The sequence below is a fragment of the Salicola sp. AFF1 genome (assembly GCF_056783195.1).
Map to the genome: position 1 here is coordinate 43,014 of NZ_JBXAYL010000001.1, position 20,134 is coordinate 63,147.

At 61.4% G+C, this 20,134-nt stretch carries 19 protein-coding genes; 16 read left to right on the top strand and 3 right to left on the bottom strand.

Annotation, left to right across the window (positions count from 1 at the left end):
- The first annotated feature begins 57 nt into the window (after nucleotides 1–57).
- From AC1RQI_RS00275 to AC1RQI_RS00350, 16 genes are all read left to right on the top strand, one after another.
- Complete coding sequence (locus AC1RQI_RS00275) at nucleotides 58–960, top strand: hypothetical protein (protein WP_481903171.1); 903 nt, start codon at nucleotides 58–60, stop codon at nucleotides 958–960.
- Entirely contained in the window at nucleotides 957–1,568 is a 612-nt protein-coding gene (locus AC1RQI_RS00280) for a PilN domain-containing protein (RefSeq protein WP_481903172.1), read from the top strand. Before AC1RQI_RS00275 ends, AC1RQI_RS00280 begins: the two co-directional genes overlap by 4 nt.
- Nucleotides 1,565–2,242, top strand: a complete 678-nt coding sequence (locus AC1RQI_RS00285; RefSeq protein WP_481903173.1) for a hypothetical protein — start codon at nucleotides 1,565–1,567, stop codon at nucleotides 2,240–2,242. The genes AC1RQI_RS00280 and AC1RQI_RS00285 overlap by 4 nt, the downstream gene beginning before the upstream one ends.
- A 19-nt stretch (nucleotides 2,243–2,261) precedes the next feature.
- Nucleotides 2,262–2,576: a hypothetical protein gene (locus tag AC1RQI_RS00290; protein ID WP_416633580.1), complete on the top strand. Its 315-nt coding sequence runs from the start codon at nucleotides 2,262–2,264 to the stop codon at nucleotides 2,574–2,576.
- A gap of 13 nt (nucleotides 2,577–2,589) precedes the next feature.
- On the top strand, nucleotides 2,590–4,275 hold the full coding sequence (mshL, locus tag AC1RQI_RS00295) for a pilus (MSHA type) biogenesis protein MshL (protein WP_481903174.1): 1,686 nt from the start codon (nucleotides 2,590–2,592) through the stop codon (nucleotides 4,273–4,275).
- Between the two features lies 1 nt (nucleotide 4,276).
- Nucleotides 4,277–5,119 carry an ExeA family protein gene (locus AC1RQI_RS00300; RefSeq protein ID WP_481903175.1) on the top strand — a complete coding sequence of 281 codons (843 nt, stop codon included), beginning with the start codon at nucleotides 4,277–4,279 and terminating at the stop codon, nucleotides 5,117–5,119.
- Nucleotides 5,116–6,288 carry a tetratricopeptide repeat protein gene (locus AC1RQI_RS00305; protein ID WP_481903176.1) on the top strand — a complete coding sequence of 391 codons (1,173 nt, stop codon included), beginning with the start codon at nucleotides 5,116–5,118 and terminating at the stop codon, nucleotides 6,286–6,288. The genes AC1RQI_RS00300 and AC1RQI_RS00305 overlap by 4 nt, the downstream gene beginning before the upstream one ends.
- Nucleotides 6,289–6,291: 3 nt before the next feature.
- Nucleotides 6,292–8,211, top strand: coding sequence for a GspE/PulE family protein (locus tag AC1RQI_RS00310; RefSeq protein WP_481903177.1), 1,920 nt, complete (start codon nucleotides 6,292–6,294; stop codon nucleotides 8,209–8,211).
- A 2-nt stretch (nucleotides 8,212–8,213) separates the two neighbouring features.
- Nucleotides 8,214–9,440, top strand: coding sequence for a type II secretion system F family protein (locus AC1RQI_RS00315; protein WP_481903178.1), 1,227 nt, complete (start codon nucleotides 8,214–8,216; stop codon nucleotides 9,438–9,440).
- A 45-nt stretch (nucleotides 9,441–9,485) separates the two neighbouring features.
- Nucleotides 9,486–10,019 (top strand): prepilin-type N-terminal cleavage/methylation domain-containing protein, encoded by a 534-nt coding sequence (locus tag AC1RQI_RS00320; RefSeq protein WP_481903179.1) that lies wholly within the window; start codon nucleotides 9,486–9,488, stop codon nucleotides 10,017–10,019.
- Nucleotides 10,020–10,100: 81 nt separating this feature from the next.
- A complete protein-coding gene (locus AC1RQI_RS00325; protein WP_481903180.1) occupies nucleotides 10,101–10,571 on the top strand; it encodes a prepilin-type N-terminal cleavage/methylation domain-containing protein in 471 nt (156 codons plus the stop codon).
- A 116-nt stretch (nucleotides 10,572–10,687) separates the two neighbouring features.
- Entirely contained in the window at nucleotides 10,688–11,221 is a 534-nt protein-coding gene (locus AC1RQI_RS00330) for a prepilin-type N-terminal cleavage/methylation domain-containing protein (RefSeq protein WP_481903181.1), read from the top strand.
- Nucleotides 11,211–11,720: a type IV pilus modification PilV family protein gene (locus tag AC1RQI_RS00335; RefSeq protein ID WP_481903182.1), complete on the top strand. Its 510-nt coding sequence runs from the start codon at nucleotides 11,211–11,213 to the stop codon at nucleotides 11,718–11,720. Before AC1RQI_RS00330 ends, AC1RQI_RS00335 begins: the two co-directional genes overlap by 11 nt.
- Nucleotides 11,720–12,529: a type II secretion system protein gene (locus AC1RQI_RS00340; RefSeq protein ID WP_481903183.1), complete on the top strand. Its 810-nt coding sequence runs from the start codon at nucleotides 11,720–11,722 to the stop codon at nucleotides 12,527–12,529. The genes AC1RQI_RS00335 and AC1RQI_RS00340 overlap by 1 nt, the downstream gene beginning before the upstream one ends.
- Nucleotides 12,519–12,944, top strand: coding sequence for a hypothetical protein (locus AC1RQI_RS00345; protein ID WP_481903184.1), 426 nt, complete (start codon nucleotides 12,519–12,521; stop codon nucleotides 12,942–12,944). The genes AC1RQI_RS00340 and AC1RQI_RS00345 overlap by 11 nt, the downstream gene beginning before the upstream one ends.
- Nucleotides 12,941–16,813: a DUF6701 domain-containing protein gene (locus tag AC1RQI_RS00350; RefSeq protein WP_481903185.1), complete on the top strand. Its 3,873-nt coding sequence runs from the start codon at nucleotides 12,941–12,943 to the stop codon at nucleotides 16,811–16,813. The genes AC1RQI_RS00345 and AC1RQI_RS00350 overlap by 4 nt, the downstream gene beginning before the upstream one ends.
- 3 nt (nucleotides 16,814–16,816) lie before the next feature.
- Here the strand turns inward: AC1RQI_RS00350 and glnG are convergent, their stop codons facing one another.
- From glnG to AC1RQI_RS00365, 3 genes are all read right to left on the bottom strand, one after another.
- Entirely contained in the window at nucleotides 16,817–18,241 is a 1,425-nt protein-coding gene (gene glnG / locus AC1RQI_RS00355) for a nitrogen regulation protein NR(I) (protein WP_481903186.1), read from the bottom strand.
- The gene (glnL, locus tag AC1RQI_RS00360) at nucleotides 18,238–19,308 is read right to left on the bottom strand and encodes a nitrogen regulation protein NR(II) (protein ID WP_481903187.1); all 1,071 of its coding nucleotides are present in this window, start codon (nucleotides 19,306–19,308) and stop codon (nucleotides 18,238–18,240) included. The genes glnG and glnL overlap by 4 nt, the downstream gene beginning before the upstream one ends.
- Nucleotides 19,309–19,542: 234 nt before the next feature.
- Nucleotides 19,543–20,088 (bottom strand): DUF4124 domain-containing protein, encoded by a 546-nt coding sequence (locus tag AC1RQI_RS00365; RefSeq protein ID WP_481903188.1) that lies wholly within the window; start codon nucleotides 20,086–20,088, stop codon nucleotides 19,543–19,545.
- Between the last annotated feature and the right edge of the window lie 46 nt (nucleotides 20,089–20,134).

Genomic DNA, 20,134 nt, shown 5'->3' on the forward strand with positions numbered 1-20,134 from the left:
TTCTCAGAGCACACTGACTCAACGGTGCTGAATGTCCGGAAAACGCAGACGGTTGACTTGCTGACACTCCCATCCTTCCGAAAGCTATTGCTCAAGCGCCGCCCGTCGCTTCATCTGGGGCTGGAATTAACGGATGACGCCATCCACTGGGCAAGCTGGGGAGCTGAGGGGGCGCTAAAGACCGGTTCCGCTGGCCCGCAGGGGACACTGGCAACGCTGGTGAACGAGCAAGGCCTGGAAGGGGCCCGAACCAGGGTGGTGCTGGGCCAGGGCCAATACCAGATCTTCCAGGCCGAGCGTCCGAACGTGGAGCCCGGTGAACTGACGGACGCGGTTCGCTGGAAGCTTGGCGACCTGCTCGACTATCCCGCCAGCGAAGCGGTTATTGATACCTTCCCTTTTCCTGACGATGCCTCCCGGGGCCGGGGGGCGCTCATTAATGCAGTTTGCGCCCATCAGGATGACATCCAACGCACCGTGGACACCGTTCACGCCGCCGGGCTGGAACTGGAATGCATTGAGGTGGCGGAACTGGCACTGCGCAATCTGCTGGCCCGGACTGATGAAGAAGGGCGGGGCGCGGCCATGGTCTATCTCGGTGAGGCAACGGGTTACGTCGTTTTCTGCCGGGGCGAGGTGCTTTACATGGCGCGCCGGCTGGATATTCCCCAGACCCGGCTTCGGGATGCCGCTACCCAAGAGCAGACGGTCCAGGATCTGGCGCTGGAGGTTCAGCGTTCACTGGACTATTACGAAAGCCAGCTTCGTCAGATCCCGCCCTCCAGAGTGCAATTGGCTGGTCACCCGGAGTCATTGCCATTGGCCGGGATGCTCAATTCCCAGGTCACGGCCGAGGTGGTCGACCTGGACTGGGAAAGCCTGCTTTTCGGCGTCAGCCCTGAGCCGGGTTCCGGATTGGCCGCAGCGACCTTGCTGGCGGCGATTGAGGGGACGCCATGAGGCAGTCCGTCAACCTTTATACAGACGCCTTCCGGCCCTCCCGGGAATGGCTGACGCTGAGGCTGGCGTTGGTGCTGGTGGCGGCCGTGTTGCTGGTGATTGCCGCAACCGGCGGCGTTTTGCGGTACCACCTGGCTGGCGCGCAAGCCCGCCTTAGCGACCTTGAACGACGTGAGACCCAGAAGCAGGAGGCGGTGGAGGCGCTTCAGGAGCAGGTGGAGGCGCGGCAGAAGGATCCCGCCCTTGAGCAACAGATTGCGAGGCTGGAGCAGCGGGTTCAGGACCGGCGTCGCCTTGTGGAACGGGCGGACTCGGTTGCCCAGGCCAACAGCGAGGGGTTTTCGCCCTACCTGGAAGGGCTGGCGCGTCAGACGCTGGAAGGGCTCTGGCTCACACGGATCCGGGTGGACCTGATGCGTGATCGTCTCGGGGTGGTCGGTCGTACCCGTGACGGCCAGAACGTGCCGGAATATCTGCAGCGGTTACAGGATGAGCCCGTGTTTGCCGGACGCCGCTTTGCCCGTTTCAATATTGAGCGTCCGGAGGGGGATGCCCCCCTGCGTTTTGAAGTGGCCTCGACCCGTGATGCGCCAGAGGAGGACGAATGAAGGGGCGCTTTCAGCAGCGCTGGCAGGCGCTTTCGGACGCCTTCCTTGCGAGGGCGCGCCGCGAACGGGTTCTGATGGTGGTGGCAATGGCCGCTGTTCTGGGGCTGGGCGGCTGGCAGCTTTGGGTGACGCCCGTGATGCAGACGCACAGCCGGGTTCTGGAGCGAACCGAGAGTACGCGGCAATCACTGGAGGGCCTGTCACGCCAGCAAGAGACGCTGAGCCAGGAACTGGAAGTGGACCCCAACGCCCCCTTGCGCAAGCGCATCGGGCAGCTCCAGCAGCGGCTTGAACGGTATGACCAGCAGCTGGAGGAATTGACCACCGGATTGATCAGTCCACCGGAGATGGTGGCGTTATTACGCCGGATGCTCGCCCGGCACGAAGGCGTAGCACTGGAACGTGTTTCCCACCTGCCACCGGAGCCGGTGATGGTGGACGGGGACGATCCGGAGCCGCAAGACGAACAGCAACCCAGCCTTTACGCGCATCCGGTGGAAGTCATCGTCAGCGGGGGCTTTCATGATGTGCTGGCGTATCTGCGGGAGCTCGAGGGCATGGATGAACGTCTGGGATGGCGGAAGCTGGACTATGAGGCTCAGCAGTGGCCGAAGGCCCGGGTACGGATCCGGTTGCATACACTGAGTCTGCATAAGGAGTGGCTGGGTGTCTGAGCGGGGCAGGTGCGGACTCATGATAAGCCTTCTGGTGATCCTGCCGCTGGCCTGCGGTGCGGACAACGGGGCCTCGCTGCCCGACCCCACGCGCCCTCCCTCGGTCTCGACGGCGTCAGGCAGTGCCTCGCCGGAGAGTGGCTTCCGGCTGGATTCCGTCCTGATAGGGGACCAACGCCGGCGCGCCGTTATCAACGGCACCGTCCTTGCGACGGGGGGGCAACTTGGCGACGCCACTCTCGTGCGCATTGGCGTGGATCGTGTGCTGATTGAGGTGGACGGTCAGCAATACACACTTGAACTCGATAGTGCGCCGTCAATCCGGCGCCAGTAACAGGTTAACCGTTATGCGAGAGCGTTTCCTTCCATTCCTGACCCCGGTCATACTGGGCCTGCTTATGGCCGGTTGTGCCGGCAACCCGCTGCTGCAGACCGAGCAGGCGACGTCCACGGAAACCACCAAGCGGATCGAGCAGGAACTGGCGGAGGATGACGCTGGGCAGGATGAGCCTGAGCAGGGCCAGGCTCCCGAAGCAGTTACTGGGGCCCTTATGCCGGATTTCGGCGGCGGTGGTGCGTCCGGGGCCAGTGAGCAGGAACGTTTCAACGTGAATGCCCAGGGATTGGCAGCGCCTGCCTTCTTCCAGAGCCTGGTGGATGGAACCTCCTATAATGTGGTGGTGGACCCGGCGGTTGAGGGCTCGATCACGCTGGACCTGACCCAGGTGACGCTTCAGGAGGTCATGGACGTGGTCTCCGACCTTTACGGGTATGAAGTGAGTCGCGAAGGGCGCATCTACCGTGTGCGCCCGGCCGGGCTCAGAACCCGTATATTCCAGGTGGATTATCTGGACATTAAACGCAGCGGTAACTCGGAAACGCAGGTCCGTTCGGGGCAGGTCACTGACGGCGGCAACAGCGATTCAGGCTCCGGAGACAGTGGTAACGGCAATAATGAAGGGGCAGTGGTCGGGACCCGGATCACGACCACCTCGGAATCCCATTTCTGGCAGGATCTCAGTGACTCGCTGGAGCTCATGGTTGCAAAGGATAAAGGCCAGCGTGTGATCACCAACCCGGGCACCGGGGTTGTGGTGGTGCACGCCCGCCCGGATGCGCTGAAGACGGTGGAGGAATACCTGCGCCGTATGCAGCTGATCTCCAAGCGCCAGGTGATTCTGGAGGCGCGTATTCTGGAGGTTGAGCTGAATGAGCAATACCAGCAGGGCATCAACTGGAATGCCGTGGACGAGGTTGGTAGTGGGACGATTGAGGGCAGCCTCAGCAGCATCGGCGCCACTACCCAGGGTGGCGGTGTGTTTTCCACAGCGCTTGATGTTCAGGGGTTTGACAGCCTCATCCAGTTGCTTGGCAGCCAGGGCAATGTCCAGGTGCTGTCCAGTCCACGGATTTCCACGGTCAACAACGAGAAGGCCGTGATCAAGGTTGGCAGCGACGAGTTTTTTGTCACGGATCTCGATTTTGAAGATGACACAGGCGGCGGGACGGGCACCAGTAACTCGCGATCAACGTCCGTCGACCTGACCCCGTTCTTTTCCGGTATATCCCTGGACGTCACCCCCCAGATCAGTGATCAGGATGTAGTGACTCTGCATGTGCATCCGTCGGTGTCGGAAGTGGAGGATCAGGAAAAGCTCATTACCATTGGGGACCGTGATGTGACGCTGCCGCTGGCGTTCAGCACGGTGCGCGAAACAGACAGTGTGGTACGGGCGCGCAGTGGCCAGATTGTGGTCATTGGTGGACTGATCCAGGACCGTACCGAGGAAACCCGGTCTGCGGTGCCCTTTTTCAGTGATATTCCCGTGCTCGGCGAGTTGTTCACCCAACGGGATTACGACGCCAGTAAAAGCGAGCTGGTCATCCTGCTTAAACCGATGATTGCCAACACCGGCCGCTACGGCAAAGATGTGGAAGACAGCCGCCAGCGGATCCGTGATCTGCGCCGCATCATGGAATCCACCGAATCGCCCCGGCCCAAGCCGGCCCCCGGTGCTGAGCGCGAGAGGTAGCATGTACGAGGCGTTTTTCGGCCTTCGGGATGCCCCTTTTTCTCTTACGCCCAACACGCGCTACTTCCTGCGCGCGCCCAGTCACGGGCAGGCGCTGGAACTGCTGCTGGTGGCGTTGCGCCAGAAGGAGGGCTTCATCAAGGTCTCCGGCGAAGTCGGGACCGGCAAGACGCTGCTGTGCCGCCTTCTGCTTAATACCCTTGAGGGTGAGCTGACCACTGCTTACATACCCAATCCCCAGCTTGGGCCCACCGAGCTGATCGAAGCTCTGGCGGATGAGCTGGGCGTGACCCTGAACGATGCCAGCAATACCCACAGGGCGCTCTCGGCCCTTCAGACCCACCTGATTGACAACGCGGCTGCCGGGGATGCGGTTGTCCTTGTGATAGACGAAGCCCAGGCCATGCCGGTTGCAACCCTGGAGGCGCTGCGCCTTCTCACGAACCTGGAAACCGAAAGCCGCAAGTTGCTGCAGGTGGTGCTGTTCGGCCAGCCGGAGCTGGATGAGCTGCTGGCCCGGCCCGAACTGCGCCAGCTCAGTCAGCGGATTACGTTCCAGCACCGGCTGGAAACCCTGGCGCCAGAGGCGGTTGGCGCCTACCTCCAGCACCGCTTGATCCAGGCGGGCTGGAACGGAGGTCGGCTTTTCCGGCCCGCGGCCGTGCGGCTGATCAGCCGGGCCTCCGGTGGTACCCCAAGGCTGATCAATATACTGGCCCATAAGGCACTGATCGCGGCCTACGGGCGCGGGGAGCGGGAAATCACCAGCCGGCATGTGCGCCAGGCCATCCAGGATACGGACAGCGTGGTGCGTCGCCCCGGCGTTCTCGGAGGGCTGGTATGAGCCTGCTCAATGACGCCCTAAGGGATCTGGAAAAACGGCAAAGCAATGACGGAAACCACAAGGAGTCGATTCCCGCCGGCCTGAGCGCGGCGAGTGGCCAGTCCGGCCCGCGCTGGCGCCTGGTACTGGGCGGGGCCGCCCTGCTGTTGGCTGTAGCCGCTGGCGGCGGAATCTGGTGGTTGGGAAGCGGTGGCTCCCAGCCGGCAAAGTCGACTGTTGCCTCCATGGAGCCTGAACCGGTGCCAGTGGTTCGCCCCGTTATCCGGGATCCGGCTGAGGGCGAGCCGAAAGCAACCGCCGGGAGCGCCGAGCCCCGCCCCTCTGAGAATCCTGAACGGGGTGCTAATAGCGGCCCAGAGGAGACGGAAGAGTCCGTTGCGCCTGTGGCTCAAGTGCCGAAAGCCGACAATACTCAGGGCACGGCCGTGGCGACCGACGATGCCAGCGCAGAGGCAGACCCAGAACCAGAGCCCCAGCCCGAGGCCGCCGGGGCAAGCGAGGCGGTTCAGGCCCCGGAGCCGGTTGGCGAAACGGCGCCGGTTGCGGCATCCGAGACGGACGCCGGTTCCGCGGCCGCAAAGCCGAACGTACGCGAGCTGACCCCGGCCGAAAAGGACCGTCGCCTGGCCAGCAAGCTTGAAGCGCTGCTTGCCGATGGGCGTCTGGCGGAAGCTGAAGAGCGGCTGAGCGAACGGCTCGAGCAGGGAGCTGAGGCCCCCAGGGCGCGCGCCGTCATGGCCCGGAACGCACTGGCGCGTGGAGCGCCGTCCAGGGCGCTGGCGTGGCTCCCGGAGCAGGCGGTGGCAATGAATCCGCAGCTGCGGTTGCTCAGGGCCCGCGTGGCCCTGGCGCAAGAAGGCAAAGCGAGTGCCCTGGAATGGCTGGTGTCCGATCCCCCGGGACCGGGAAGCATGCCGTCCTACCACAGCATGATGGCAGCACTGTACCAGCAGACCGGCGACCATCAGGCCGCCGCTGAGCAATGGGCGGCACTGATCGAGACAGATGATGGCAATGCCCGTTGGTGGGCCGGGCTGGGTATTGCCATGGAAAGCAGGGGGCGGGATCAAAAGGCCCGGGCCGCTTACGCGCGGGCCTTGTCACTGCCGGATCTGGCGCCGCCGCTGCGCCGGTACATTGAACAGCGGCTGGCTGAGAAGCAGGGGTAACGCATGGCTTCTGAAACACGTCGCAAGGTCCGCATCGGCGATCTCCTTGTAGAAAACAACGTCATCACCGAGGATCAGCTGCATGCCGCGCTGGCCGAGCAGAAACGCACCGGCCGCAAGCTGGGCAAGACCCTGACGGATATGGGGTACCTGGACGAGGACCAGCTGCTGAACTTCCTGTCCCAGCAGTTGGATATCCCCTTCGTTCAGTTGCGTCACTACAACTTCGACCACGAACTGGTGAAAAAACTCCCCGAGACCCAGGCACGGCGATTCCGGGCTATTGTGTTGGCTGAGCGCAACGGCGAGCTGCTGGTGGGGATGGCCGACCCCATGGACATCTTCGCCTACGACGAACTGGCCCGGCTCCTGGGCCAGCCGGTGAAGCAGGCCGTGGTGCGCGAGAGTGAACTCCTCAACACCCTGGATCTGGTCTATCGGCGGACCGATGAGATTGCCTCGCTGGCCGAAGAGCTGGAAGACGAGATCGGTGACGAAGCCTTTGACCTGGCGGATCTCGGCAACGACTCGGACGTGAACGAAGCGCCGGTGGTGCGCCTGCTCCAGACCATTTTCGAGGACGCCGTCCAGGCCCGCAGCTCGGACGTCCACATTGAGCCGGACGAGACCGTGATCCGCATCCGTCAGCGCATCGACGGGGTGCTCCAGGAGCAGGTCATGAAGGAAAAGCGCATCCATTCCGCGCTGGTACTGCGTCTTAAGCTGATGGCCGGGCTCAATATCTCCGAGAAGCGCATGCCCCAGGACGGGCGCTTCAATATCCGCGTCAAGGGCCGGAGCATTGATGTGCGGATGTCCACGCTGCCGGTGCAGTATGGTGAATCCGTGGTCATGCGCCTGCTGGACCAGTCAGAGGGTATCCTGAACCTTGAATCCACCGGTATGCCCCCGGGGATCCTGAACCGCTTCCGCCGGCTCATTCACCGACCCCATGGCATGATGCTGGTGACCGGCCCCACGGGTTCCGGTAAGACCACCACCCTCTACGGTGCGCTCGCCGAACTCAATCAGGCCCAGGTCAAGATCATCACGGCGGAGGACCCGGTGGAATACCGCCTGCCGCGCATCACTCAGGTGCAGGTGAGCAGCCAGATCGGGCTCACTTTTGCGTCGGTGCTGCGTTCCGCCCTTCGCCAGGACCCGGACATCATCCTTGTGGGCGAGATGCGTGATCAGGAGACAGTGGAAATCGGGCTGCGCGCGGCGATGACTGGCCACATGGTCCTGTCCACCCTGCACACCAACGACGCTGTCAGCAGCGCCATGCGGCTGCTGGATATGGGGGCGGAACCCTTCCTGGTATCCAGCTCCATAGCCGGCGTTCTGGCGCAACGGCTGGTGCGGCGGGTGTGTGACAACTGCCGCGTACCCTATACCCCTACCCATCAGGAGCAGATCTGGATCGACCGGATCCGCAGTGAGCGCGGTGATGCGCCACTGGAGGCGTCCACCACCTCTGAGCCATCCGCGGACGCGGCTGCGCCAACCAGTGGCGAGTCGGGCGATCAGGCCGGATCCGATGACGGCTCGCTGGAGCTCACGCTTTCTGATGAGCTGATGGAGGGGAATGAGCCAATGCCGACTGATACTAGCAGCAACGGTCCCGAGCCCAGGGGCAGTAACGGTTTTGTGGTGGGCAAGGGCTGCTACCAGTGCAGCAACACCGGCTATCGGGGCCGAATTGGTGTCCACGAGCTTCTGGAGTTCAGCGAAAGCATGCTGGATGCCCTGCGGCGGGCGGATTACGGTGGCTTTGAACGGGCAGCGCGAGCCCTGCCGGATTATGAAAGCCTGGACCATTGTGCCCTGCGTTACGCGGAGCAGGGCATCACCAGCCTCGACGAGGTGGCCCGGGTCTCCGCCACCCTGAGCGGCGGCTTCGCGGATGAGGCGGGAGACTGACCATGCGTTTCGAGTACCGGGGCCGGAACAGCAAAGGCGTACTGGAGCAGGGCGTGCTCGAGGGCGGCTCACGGGATGCCATTGCCACTGAACTCCAGCGCCGAGGGATTACGCCCGTCTCCGTAGAGCCGGAAGCGGAGAATACCGCTAGTCTGGGGGCGCGCCTGGCGCAGATTGAGCTGTTACAGCCCCGGGTCAAGCTGGATGACCTGATCGTGTTCTGCCGCCAGATGTACGCGCTTACCAAGGCCGGCATTCCCATTATCCGCGTCATGCGTGGCCTGGCCGAGACCAGCAAATCCCGGGCACTGAGCCAGGCTCTCGATGACGTGGCGGACCGACTGGAAACCGGTACCACCATGGCCACCGCCATGCAGGCCAATGACCGCGTTTTCTCAGGGCTGTTCGTGGCCATGGTTCATGTGGGTGAGAATACGGGCCAACTGGATGATGCGTTTTACCGGCTGTCGCGCATCTTGGAGCTGGAGCGTGAGACAAGGCGGCGCATCAAGCAGGCCACGCGCTATCCGATTTTCGTGATCGTGGCGCTCGCGGCGGCCATGGTCATCATCAATTTCTTCGTGATTCCGCAGTTTGTTGCCACCTTTGAGCGCCTGGGGGCGGACCTGCCGTTCATCACCCAGGTGCTGATCATGACGTCCAACTTCATGACCACCTGGTGGCCGGCGCTGCTTGGAGGGATTGTGGCTGCCTTCGTGGCGGTTAACCGCTGGATTGCCACGGAACAGGGACGCCTCAAGTGGGACCGCTACAAGCTCCGGCTGCCCATCATTGGCCCGATTCTGGAACAGATCGCGTTGAGCCGTTTCTCGCGCAATGTTGCCACAACCTTGGCAGCGGGCATGCCGGTGACCAGCGCGCTGTCGGTGGTGGCGGATGCCAACAGCAACGCCTGGATCGCCCATCACCTGCACGAAATGCGCTCCTCCATCGAGCGTGGCGACAGCTTCCTGCGGGCCGCGCGGGAAAGCGGGCTTTTCACGCCGCTGATCCTGCAGATGATCTCGGTGGGGGAGGAGACCGGTTCGGTGGACGAGATGCTCACCAACGTGGCGGATTTCTACGATGAAGAAGTGGACTACCAGCTCAATCGGCTGTCGGAATCCATTGAACCCATACTGCTGGTGGGCGTCGCCATACTGGTGCTGATCCTTGCGCTGGGCGTATTCCTGCCGGTGTGGGACCTGGGCAGTGCTGCGATCGGGTAACAGTAGGGTGCCACCAATGCGTTTGGCGCGGAAACCGGAGATAGGATGAACGCAAGATCACCTGAAAACGTAAAGGGCCGGCAACAGGGGTTCACGCTGATCGAACTGGTGGTGGTTATCATCATCATTGCCATTCTGGCCGCCACATTGATGCCACGGTTTGCGGAACTGGCCGGGAACTCGCACCGCGCGAACGTGGAGGGAGCGGGTGGGGCACTGGCATCCGCAGTGGTGCTTGTCCGGGCGCAATGGACGAGCAACGGGGCCTCCGGCGCCGTGGAGGATCTGGCAGGGTTCGGCAAGGATAATGTGGATGTCAGCTCCGAGGGCTGGCCGGTTTCGACCGGGGGAGAAACAAACCCAGGCAGCATTACAACCCAGAGCTGTGTCGAGCTCTGGAAAGCACTGCTCCAATCCAACGCGCCAACGGTCAGCGCTGACCCGGATGCGGACACCGATTACACCGCCAGCGTGTCGGGTGAGAGCTGCCGCTACAGCTACCAGCGCGGTGAGAACGACCATGCCATTGAGTACAACCCTAGCGAAGGGGAGGTTTTAACAAGTATAGACAATCCCTGACTCGAAAAAACTGTGAAATCAGTCATAATGATAGCCAAAACATCTAACCAATGAACGAAAAGTCTGAACGGAGTAATCTGCATGCAAAGACAACAGCAGGGTTTCACCCTCATCGAACTGGTCATCGTGATCGTTATTCTCGGCATCCTGTCCGCTTTTGCGCTGCCTCGCTTTGCGGATCTGAGTGGGGATGCTGAAACAGCCTCAATCGAGGGCGCACGTGGAAGCGTTAAATCCGCCGCTAGCATTGTGAGGTCCAAGGCACTTGCGGCTGGTGAGGGAGACACGACTGGTACGGATGTGTTTTCGTTGGAGGGACAAAGCATTGACCTTACAAACGGTTATTTGGCGGCTTCCTCATTGGAAGGTGCGGCGCAGCTGGGCGACTACAAAGTAGAGCTCAGTTCCCCAGACGCAAACGTGACAATTGCAGACCCTCAAACTGATAGCCCTTGTTTTACATTTAATGGCTCAACTGGTTCGGATGACCCGGCTGACGTATCAGAAGTTGGGACCTGGGATACTAGCAACTCCACGTGTACGACTCCCTAACTATAATTGAGGGCAGCTTTGAGCTGACCCTCATGGTTTGGCCATGAGCTGGATTCAAATGCCGACCAGTCTGCTAGTCTGATGGTAGTGGTTCTGGGCCGGATTCGGAGTCAGTGGTGAACTTGTTGGTTAACGCCGTCCATTTGAAGGCTCGGTATGCACTCGGGTTCACACTCATTGAACTGGTGATCACGCTTGTGATTATCGGCGTTCTGAGTGCTTTGGGAGCGGGACTCTTCGCCTCTCCCAGCGCCTACTCCTCTGTTAGTGCTCGAGACCAGCTTGTTTCCTCTGCCTTGCTGGCCCAGAAGATGGCCCTTGCGAATACGTGTAAAACCATCGTCTTGGTTGTGGAAGAGTCCGAGGACGAGTGGCGTTTCGTTGTAAGAAAAGAAGACAGAGAAGACAGGGAACACTGCGAAAAAAGCGAAAAAAGCGTTTCGAGCACTCGTACTGCTGAAAGGAACAGCACCAGCCTCAACATGGATGGTACGCCACTCAACAATGGCACCCGCAAGTTTACGTTCGAGGCGAGTGGTAATCTAAGTGGTGGCGAGAACGTCAATATAGCGTTCATCGGTGCTTCGTCCCATTACGCCTGCATTTCCTCCCTGGGATTTGCTTATCCGGAGCGCTGCGTTGACGGTTGACTCCCGCTCTTCCCGCCCATCAAACAGACAATCCGGCGTCACCCTGATCGAGCTGGTCATCACCATCGTGATCGTCGGTGTCGCCATGGCTGGTGTTTTGGGGGGGTACTCCCTGGTGGTGGGGCGCAGCGCGGACACCCTCTACCAATCCCGTACCACGGCGATTGGCCAGGCTTACCTAGATGAAATACTGGTTCGGCGCTTTGATCAGGATACGGGGGCTGGTGGCTCGCCGTGTTATGATGGGCCCTGTGACGTTGGCCCGAATGGCGGTAGCGACCGCGAGAATTACCGGGTCGTGGACGATTATCACGTTATCGAGCATGAACCTCCGGCATTGGTCTCAGGGGATTTCCGCTCAGGCTATGACGGTTACCAGGTCAGTGTGAGCGTTACCTCGGAGGTGGGCGTGGGCGAGGATGCCAAGCGTATCGATGTCAGGGTCTCGCCTCCCCAGGGACCGGAGATGGTGTTCACCGCCTACAAGGGCAACTTCTGATGCGCCGGGTCAGCGGGTTCACGCTCACGGAACTGATCATGGTGATCGTGATACTTGGCATTATTGCCAGTATCTCGGCGCGATTCATCCAGTTCTCCACTCAGGGCGCCCAGGACACCGCCAACCGACAACGCCTGGCCATGGCGGCGGGTGTTGCTTCCGAAAAGTTAAGCCGGCGTTTGCGCTCCGCCCTGCCGGGGAGTGTGCGCACTGGAGAAGGCGGGCAGTGTATTGAGTTCTTTCCGGTGTGGGCGGGCTCCGCGTACATCGATGGTGAAGACAGCCTGAAGCTGAATGAAACGCTCTCATCCTTTCAGTCACTGCCCTTCAGCCGGGCAACAGATGAAGCTGAGTATGTCTTTGTTTACCCCTATGCAGAGAACCAGTTCCCGGCAGACCTCTATTCGGATGGGGCGCTTACGCGGGCCCGTCTGTCGGATGTAGATCCTGCGAGCGGCGGGAAAGTAACGGTCAAGCTGTCCGGTTCCCACACGTTCACGGCACACTCGCCCCAGCGTCGCCTATGGCTCACTACAGGGCCCGTAACTTACTGTCAGGGCGACGGGGCCGAGGCCCGCTACCTGTTCCGTTATCAGGGGTATGGGCGTAACGGCAGTGCCGCCCGCGAAACGGATGGAACCCGCGAAGTGGTTGCCATGCCACTGCAGCCTGAATCGTTGGACTTTACGTTTTTACCGCCCACGCAACAGCGCAATGGGTTGGTGACGTTTGAGTTTGCCCTGCAGTCCGGGGGTTCGGAAGAGACACTGGCTGTTTCCCAGGAGGTTCAGGTCCGCAATGTCCCCTGAGCATGATCCCTGCCAATACCAGCGTGGTGCTGGCCTGCCACTGGCTATTTTCCTGATCACGGTCATGGCCCTGATCGTGGCGACGATTGCCCAACTCCAGCAGAGTACGGGCGAGGCAGAGGCCCGCGATATCCTGTCCACCCGCGCCTACTATGCGGCTGAGTCCGGTGCCCAGCTCGCCATGACGCGGGTGCTGCCAGACGACCCGGATGCCCCGGTCTCAGCGGCAGCTTGCACCGACGATATCTACGAGCAGGACTTTGACCAAGGTGGGCTATCGGACTGCAGCGTCAGAGTGGACTGCGTATCGGTGGACGATGGTTCCGGTAGGCCCCTGGCCACATTAACCAGTACGGGCGAGTGCGGGGCATCACCGGAAAAAGCCAGCCGCACGATAGAGGTCAGAGTGGAATGAACGGGATCAAGCGGCAGCTTCATCGTGTCGCCAAAGCTCTTGGAGTTATGGCGACCCTCTTTCTGATAGCGAATCCGGCTAATGCCGCGACCTATACCCTGCCGGGCGGCCCGTTGCCGGGAGGCTGTAACAGTAGCGGCAACACTGTTTCCTGCAATCCCGTTCAGCTTCAGAACGATACAGTCATTGTTAACGGGACCGTCAATTGGATCATTAATGGCGGTTTTCTGGTGCAGAACGGAACGACCGTCAACCAGGGAGGTGATCCAGCCAATCTACAGATCTCGCTTGGCGGTAATGCACAGATCCAGGGCAACAGTATCGTGAACGCGGACATTGAAGGAGCCCGCCAATTCTCCGTGCAGGACAGTGTTCACACAGGGGATGTCCAGGCAGAAAACCGTGTTGAGACCAATAACGGCACTATCAACGGCAACATAGAATCCGGGGGCCTGGTCCAGAATAATCGGGGCACCATCAATGGAGACATTGAATCTGGAGGTTTGGTTCAGAATAACCAGGGTCAGATCATCGGGGATATTGAATCCGATGGCCAGGTTCAGAATAACCAGGGGACGATCAGCGGGAGTGTGGAAGCGGATGGTCGCGTTCAGAACAGCGGCGGATGTATTTCCGGTTCAGTGGATGCTCCTCAATACTCGAATTACCCAGCACCGGACTGCAGTGAGCCTGACGACATTGTGCTGTCAGTGAACGGGCAAGCTGAGGGACCGATCACCGTTGAACCCGATGAAACATTGGACCTCTCTGTGACGGTCAGAAACTGCCGAGGCGGCGTCGAGTACTGGCGAGATCGTTGGACCAATGCCGGTGCGCCAACACCGGATCAACCGCTTGCGAGCCCATGCAATCGCTCGCCGATAGAACGCACACACTCCTTCCCGTCTGAGGGTACCTATACCATCACGTACCAATCGGAATTCTGTAATGACACCTTTTTGGGGTTATTTTGTCTCAGCGATGGTGTCAAGGGTAGTGACACCATCACAGTAGAGGTCTCCGAAACCCCGCTGACCTGCCTTAATGATGATTTCCAGGGGCGTTCAGAGCTCGGCCCGGACTGGGTTACTGCAGTTTCCAGTGGCAACTTCACGCCCGGGATAGTGAATGGTCGACTGCGCATGACAGAGGCCGAGGGCAACCAGGCCACCGCTGCGACCATCCAGCGCGAGATACCGGGTGCAGACAACCTGGTCCGTCTCACCTTTGATTACTACGCCTACGGCGGCTCGGGTGCGGATGGGCTGGCGGTGGTCCTTTCAGACGCCTCGGTATCACCGAGCCCGGGTGGTTACGGCGGATCCCTCGGTTATGCCAACAGCACTGGTGGGTCGGGCAGTGATGGCTTTGCCGGCGGATGGATGGGGATCGGCCTGGACGAATTCGGGAATTACTCCAACCCGACCGAAGGGCGTAACGGCGGTGTTGGGTTCACCGAGAACGCTGTGGCCCTCCGGGGGTCCGCCAGTGGTCCGCAGGGTTACGAGTACCTTGGGGGGACGGATGAGTTGTCGCCGGGCGTAGATGCTACTGGCTCTACTTCACCGCATCGATACCGCATCACCATTGATTCTCTGGATACCAGCGAGGCGATGGTGACGATCGAACGGGATACAGACAACGGCTACAACACCCTGGTGGGCCCCCTTGATGTGCTTGACCAGGGGACCGGCCAGGCGCCTGTTCCCGAGAACCTCCTGCTCTCGTTGACCGGTTCCACGGGCGGCAGCACAAATATCCATGAGCTCGGCAATGTCGAGCTCTGTGCCCGCGAACTGAACGACGTGGGAGAGCAGGTCGATCATTTCGAGATGACTTTTGATGCGGTGGCCCTGACCTGTACACCACTGGAGGTCGATATCCGCGCCTGTGCCAACAGTGACTGCAGTGAGCTGTTCACGGATCCCGTGGACGTCACGATGACCCCTTCAGGATGGGTCGGCGGTGATACATTCACGATCAACGGTGGAAGCACCACACGTCCGCTGCGTCGCACCGCGGCTGACGACGTAACCATTGATGTTGCGAGCTCCAGCCCGACCAAGCGCCCCCTTACGGACAACCTCTGTCGTGCCGGCGGTGGACCACTGGCCGCGGATCAGTGCCAGGTGACCTTTCGGGAATCGGGCCTGGCGATGAGCATTCCGGACCAGACCGCTAACCGGCCGTCGGGGCCGATTTCGATCCAGGCTGTTGAGCGTGACAACGAGACCAATGCCTGTGTACCCGCCTTTTCGAATGTACAGCGGGATGTGTCGTTCTGGTCGCAGTATGTCGACCCCGGACCGGATGGCCGGCCGGCGAGCAGGCCGGTCCATGTGAACGGTAATGAAATTGGTCAGTCCGAATCTGATGCCGACGTCTTTGAGTTGAGCTTTGATGATACCGGTACCGCTTCCCTTAACGTCCGGTACCGTGACGCCGGCCGGATGAATCTGAATGCCCTTTATCAGGGCACCACGGACAATAATGACGAAGGTCTTGTGATGCCGGGGGACGCGGGCTGGGTCAGTGTGCCCCAGGGGCTTTGCGTTGAGACAGGGTTCGAGTGTGAACAGGGGAATAGCACCTGTCCAGCCGCCCGGGTCGCCGGGGAAAGCTTCGCGATGAACGTTACCGCTGTTGGGTGGGAGAGCGGTGGAAACGACAACCTCTGCAGTGGCAACCCAACGACGCCCAATTTTGCACTCGATGGGATCGAGCTGTCCCATGACCTGGTCGCGCCCACTGATGGCCAGGAAGGCCAGCTTTCCGTAACGGACTACGACCACGGGCGCAGCAGCGATGCGCAGCAGACGGTGACCGATCAAGCGCTCTCCGAGGTGGGGGTGTTCACAATCAGCGCGGCGCCGCCAACCGGCGCCTATTTTGGAGCGACGGTACCGGGTGGAAGCAGTGCGCCGTCGGGCCGGGTCTATCCGGACCGTTTCAGCACCCAGGTCATTGAACGCGGCGAAATCGCGGATTATTGCAGCCAGGGGGCCGCTTTCGCTTACAGTGGTCAGACGCTGAACTGGGCGGTGGCGCCGGTGGTTGAGATCACCGCCCTTAACGCTGCGGGCAACGTGACGCGGAATTACACCGAGGGCGGTTTCCTGAAGCTGGAACCGACAAACGAAGACGTGGCACGGACCACGCCGACGACTGATGACGGTGCTCTGGATGCCGACGGCGATCCCTACCCGGTAGCGGTGGACCTTGGGCAGCGGAACGAGGAAAACTTCCTGACCGCGAGCGATGGCCGGGTGGAGTACGGCTTCGACAACGTCACCAGTGACGGTACTGAAGAGGACGCCATCAAATACCAGAAGACGGTGGAAAGCCGTGTGAAACCCTTCAATCCGCAGCTGCCGTTGAGCGTGACCTCCGTGGCCGACAGCGATGGCGTGACTGCCGCCGACATGCCACTGGAGTGGACGCCGCGAGCCCCCTTCGCTCTGCGCTACGGGCGTCTTCAGGTTGAGAACGCCTATGGGCCTGAGACCCTGCCGCTGACCCTGCCAATGCAGGTCCAGTACTGGGACGGCAGCGCCTTTGTCCGCAATACAGACGACAGTTGCTGGACGTACGCGACCGGCTCGGATGTCAGCCTGTCACCAACCGGGTTCACCAGCGTGGTGCCCGCGAATGACCAATTGCTTAATGGCGAACCCATGACGGGCTCCAAACTCGTGCTCCAGGACCCGGGCGAGGGCAATACCAGTGACGTACGCGCAACGTTCAGTGTGCCGGTCTGGCTTCAGGATGACTTCGACAACGAAGGGACGCTAGTGAATCCCTCCGGCTTGGCCACCTTCGGTGTCTACCGCGGCCATGACCGTATCATCTACTGGCGGGAGGTAGAGTAGGGGTTAATCCTCCTGCTCCGCCTCGTTCTCCATCCCCAGCTCCTTGATCTTGCGCGTCAGCGTATTCCGTCCCCAACCGAGTAGTCCCGCGGCATCCCGCCGGCGGCCCCCGGTGTGCTTGAGGGCGGCTTCGATCATGATGCGCTCGAACTCAGGCAGTGCCGTGTCCAGAATCGGGTGCTTGCCCTGCTTGAGCGCACGGTCGGCCCAGTCGCGGAGCTGCTCCTGCCAGCTGCCGGAGGTGCCGCCCGCTTCTTCCTGTTCCAGGAGCTCCCGGGGCAGGTCGCTGACATGGATCTCCCGCCCGGAGGCCATTACCGTGAGCCAGCGGCACACATTCTCCAGCTGGCGCACATTACCCGGCCAGGGCAGAGTGCTGAGGTAGGTTTCGGTGTCCTCCTTGAGGATCTTGGGCTCCACGTTCAGCTCGTGGGCGGCCTTTTTCAGGAAGTGGCGCATCAGTAGCGGGATGTCCTCGCGCCGCTCACTGAGTGTGGGCAGATGGATGCGGATGACGTTGAGCCGGTGGAACAGGTCTTCCCGGAAGCTGGACTCGCGCACCCGTTCCTCCAGATCCTGGTGGGTGGCAGCGATGATGCGTACGTCCACTTTCACCGGCGTGGCGCCGCCCACGCGGTAGAATTCGCCGTCCGCCAGCACGCGCAGCAGGCGGGTCTGGGTATCCGCCGGCATATCGCCAATCTCATCCAGGAAGAGCGTGCCGCCGTTGGCTTGCTCGAAGCGACCCTGGCGCCCGGCATTGGCGCCGGTGAAGGCCCCTTTCTCATGCCCGAAGAGTTCGGATTCGATCAGGTCCTTGGGGATGGCCGCCATGTTCAGGGCCACAAAGGGCCCGCTGGAGCGTGGGCTGTGGTTGTGCAGGGCGCGAGCGACCAGTTCCTTGCCGGTACCACTCTCGCCATTGATGAGTACCGTGATATTGGAGTGCGAGAGGCGTCCAATGGCCCGGAAAACTTCCTGCATGGCGGGCGCCTCGCCGATGATCTCGGCGTTCTCACCCGCGGCCTCGGCATCGCGCTCTCTGGCGCTTGAACGCTGCTCGCGGCCATGATCCACGGCGCGCTGGACCAGCGAGAGCGCTTCATCCACGTCAAAGGGCTTGGGCAGGTATTCAAAGGCGCCGGTCTGGTAGGACGACACGGCGCTGTCCAGGTCCGAATGGGCCGTCATGATGATCACGGGTACCATCGGGAACTGCTCGCTGATGGCGCGCAGCAGCGTGATGCCATCCATGCCCGGCATCCGGATGTCGCTGATGATGGCGTCGGGTTGCTCCTGCTCCAGTCGCTCCAGTATGCCCTCCCCGCTTTCAAAGCTGACCGTTTCCGTGCCGGCGCGGCTCAGGGCACGCTCGAGAACCCAGCGGATGCTGCGGTCGTCGTCGATGATCCAGACAGTGGCACTCATTCGGAGGCCTCCAAGGGCAGAAAGATGATGAACCGGGTACAGCCGGGCTGGCTCTCACATTCCACCAGGCCCTGATGCTGCCCCACGATGCTCTGTGTAATGGCCAGGCCCAGGCCGGTACCGTCAGGGCGGCCGCTGATCATGGGGTAGAAAATGTTGGGCTGCAGATCGCGCGGAATGCCGGGGCCGTTGTCGATGATGTCCACACGGCAGACGAGCCGGTGGCGCTTGTGGCCGATGGTGAACTGGCGCAGTGCCCGGGTGCGCATGGTGATCCTGGGCTCGTCGTCCTCGGGGGGATGCTTGGAGAGTACATCCAGCGCGTTGCGGGCAATGTTCAGGATGGCCTGGATCAGCTGCTCCCGGTCGCCCATGAACTCCGGGATGCTGGGGTCGTAGTCGCGCACGAGCGTGACGTGACTGCCGCCTTCGGCCTCGAGCAGCGTGCGCACGTGTTCCACCACGTCGTGGATGTTGGTGGCGGCCGTCTCAATGGCGCGGTTGGGGCCGAGCATGCGGTCCACGAGAGTGCGCAGCCGGTCCGCCTCCTCCATAATGACCCGGGTGAAATCACGCAGGTCGGCATCCTCCAGTTCACGCTCGAGCAACTGGGCCGCTCCCCGTATTCCCCCCAGCGGGTTCTTGATCTCATGGGCCATGCCCCGGACCAGGGTGCGCGTGGTTTCCTGCTGGGTCAGGAGCTCTTCCTCTCGGCTGATCCGCTGCAAGCGGTCGCGCTGCAGGATTTCCATCAGCAGCAGCGGGTCCTCACCGGGAAATGGCGATATGGAATAGTCCACACAGATCAGCTGGCCGCTGGGCAGCAGCAGTTCCGCCTCGCGCTTGGTAAAGGTGTGGCCGGTTGCGGCCGTCTCGGTCAGCGTCTGCAAAGCGGCATCGGGCTCCACGAATATACTGGTGACCGGCAGGCCGCAGATGCGGTCACTACTGGTCTGGAGCAGCATCTCGGCCGCTGGGTTCAGGTAGCGCGTGTGCTTGTCGTGATCGAGCACCAGAACCGCTGTAGCCAGGTTGTCCAGGATGCGCTGGTGCATGGGTTCGCTCATAGGTCCCCTCCTGGGGCAGATGCTGCAAGAATCAAACCAGGTTGTGCGTGTTCTTTCCGCTTGTGAATTCCTTTGCAATCAGTGCTTTATGATCGGCGATCTGAATCGGTGCAGGTGGTATTGCGATCATGACCCATGATAAAGCGCCAGGGGAACCGTGCGCACCAAATAAGTGCACAGCCTGGGCGTCTGCCTAGTAGGGGAGCCAGGTTGAGGCGCGACTGTGAGTGGGGTTCAGTTCTGTTGGGAAGGGCGGTGCAGAGTGAACCGCGTGACGTCTGAGGAGCTGACCGTTTCGCCATTGGCGTTGATCACATGGGCTACGAGTTCATGAGTCCCGCGCGGCATGTTTTTCACGGAGAACGAGGGGCTGCGCCCCTGCTTGACGCGCTCCCCATCAACTTCCAGCGCATAGCGGTGCCCGGGCTTCAGTGAGGGCTGGGACTGGACGCGCACCACGACCAGTCCGCCACCACGCCAGAAGGCGCTGTCGTGCTCCGGCTGGGTGATCTCCACGGAGCGGTAGCTTGCTTGTTGTTTGCGCTCGCTGTCCTGCCCTTCACGGTTTTTGCGGCGCTGGCTCCTGTCCCACTTGGGCAGGCTCACCTCCGGCAAGGGCTCCAGTTCCATGGCTTCACTGTCGTCACTCATGGGCTCATCCGAATAGGTGACATTGCCGTCTTCGTCCACGTGCCGGTAAACCTCGTCGGCCACCGCGCTACCCAGGGGCAGCAGGAGTGTGAGCGCCAGCGTGTGCACAAGGGCGGTTGATCGGGACAAGACGCCTCCGGGGTCCAATGGGTGGATGTCGTGCTTTGATTATTGA

Excerpts from the sequence above, each read along its gene's own strand:
- AC1RQI_RS00285 (WP_481903173.1), top strand. The coding sequence starts at position 1,565 with ATGAAGGGGCGCTTTCAGCAGCGCTGGCAGGCGCTTTCGGACGCCTTC.
- AC1RQI_RS00345 (WP_481903184.1), top strand. The coding sequence starts at position 12,519 with ATGTCCCCTGAGCATGATCCCTGCCAATACCAGCGTGGTGCTGGCCTG.
- AC1RQI_RS00300 (WP_481903175.1), top strand. The coding sequence starts at position 4,277 with ATGTACGAGGCGTTTTTCGGCCTTCGGGATGCCCCTTTTTCTCTTACG.
- AC1RQI_RS00315 (WP_481903178.1), top strand. The coding sequence starts at position 8,214 with ATGCGTTTCGAGTACCGGGGCCGGAACAGCAAAGGCGTACTGGAGCAG.
- AC1RQI_RS00325 (WP_481903180.1), top strand. The coding sequence starts at position 10,101 with ATGCAAAGACAACAGCAGGGTTTCACCCTCATCGAACTGGTCATCGTG.
- AC1RQI_RS00305 (WP_481903176.1), top strand. The coding sequence starts at position 5,116 with ATGAGCCTGCTCAATGACGCCCTAAGGGATCTGGAAAAACGGCAAAGC.
- AC1RQI_RS00280 (WP_481903172.1), top strand. The coding sequence starts at position 957 with ATGAGGCAGTCCGTCAACCTTTATACAGACGCCTTCCGGCCCTCCCGG.
- glnL (WP_481903187.1), bottom strand. The coding sequence starts at position 19,308 with ATGAGCGAACCCATGCACCAGCGCATCCTGGACAACCTGGCTACAGCG.
- AC1RQI_RS00290 (WP_416633580.1), top strand. The coding sequence starts at position 2,262 with ATGATAAGCCTTCTGGTGATCCTGCCGCTGGCCTGCGGTGCGGACAAC.
- AC1RQI_RS00320 (WP_481903179.1), top strand. The coding sequence starts at position 9,486 with ATGAACGCAAGATCACCTGAAAACGTAAAGGGCCGGCAACAGGGGTTC.
- AC1RQI_RS00340 (WP_481903183.1), top strand. The coding sequence starts at position 11,720 with ATGCGCCGGGTCAGCGGGTTCACGCTCACGGAACTGATCATGGTGATC.
- mshL (WP_481903174.1), top strand. The coding sequence starts at position 2,590 with ATGCGAGAGCGTTTCCTTCCATTCCTGACCCCGGTCATACTGGGCCTG.
- glnG (WP_481903186.1), bottom strand. The coding sequence starts at position 18,241 with ATGAGTGCCACTGTCTGGATCATCGACGACGACCGCAGCATCCGCTGG.
- AC1RQI_RS00310 (WP_481903177.1), top strand. The coding sequence starts at position 6,292 with ATGGCTTCTGAAACACGTCGCAAGGTCCGCATCGGCGATCTCCTTGTA.
- AC1RQI_RS00350 (WP_481903185.1), top strand. The coding sequence starts at position 12,941 with ATGAACGGGATCAAGCGGCAGCTTCATCGTGTCGCCAAAGCTCTTGGA.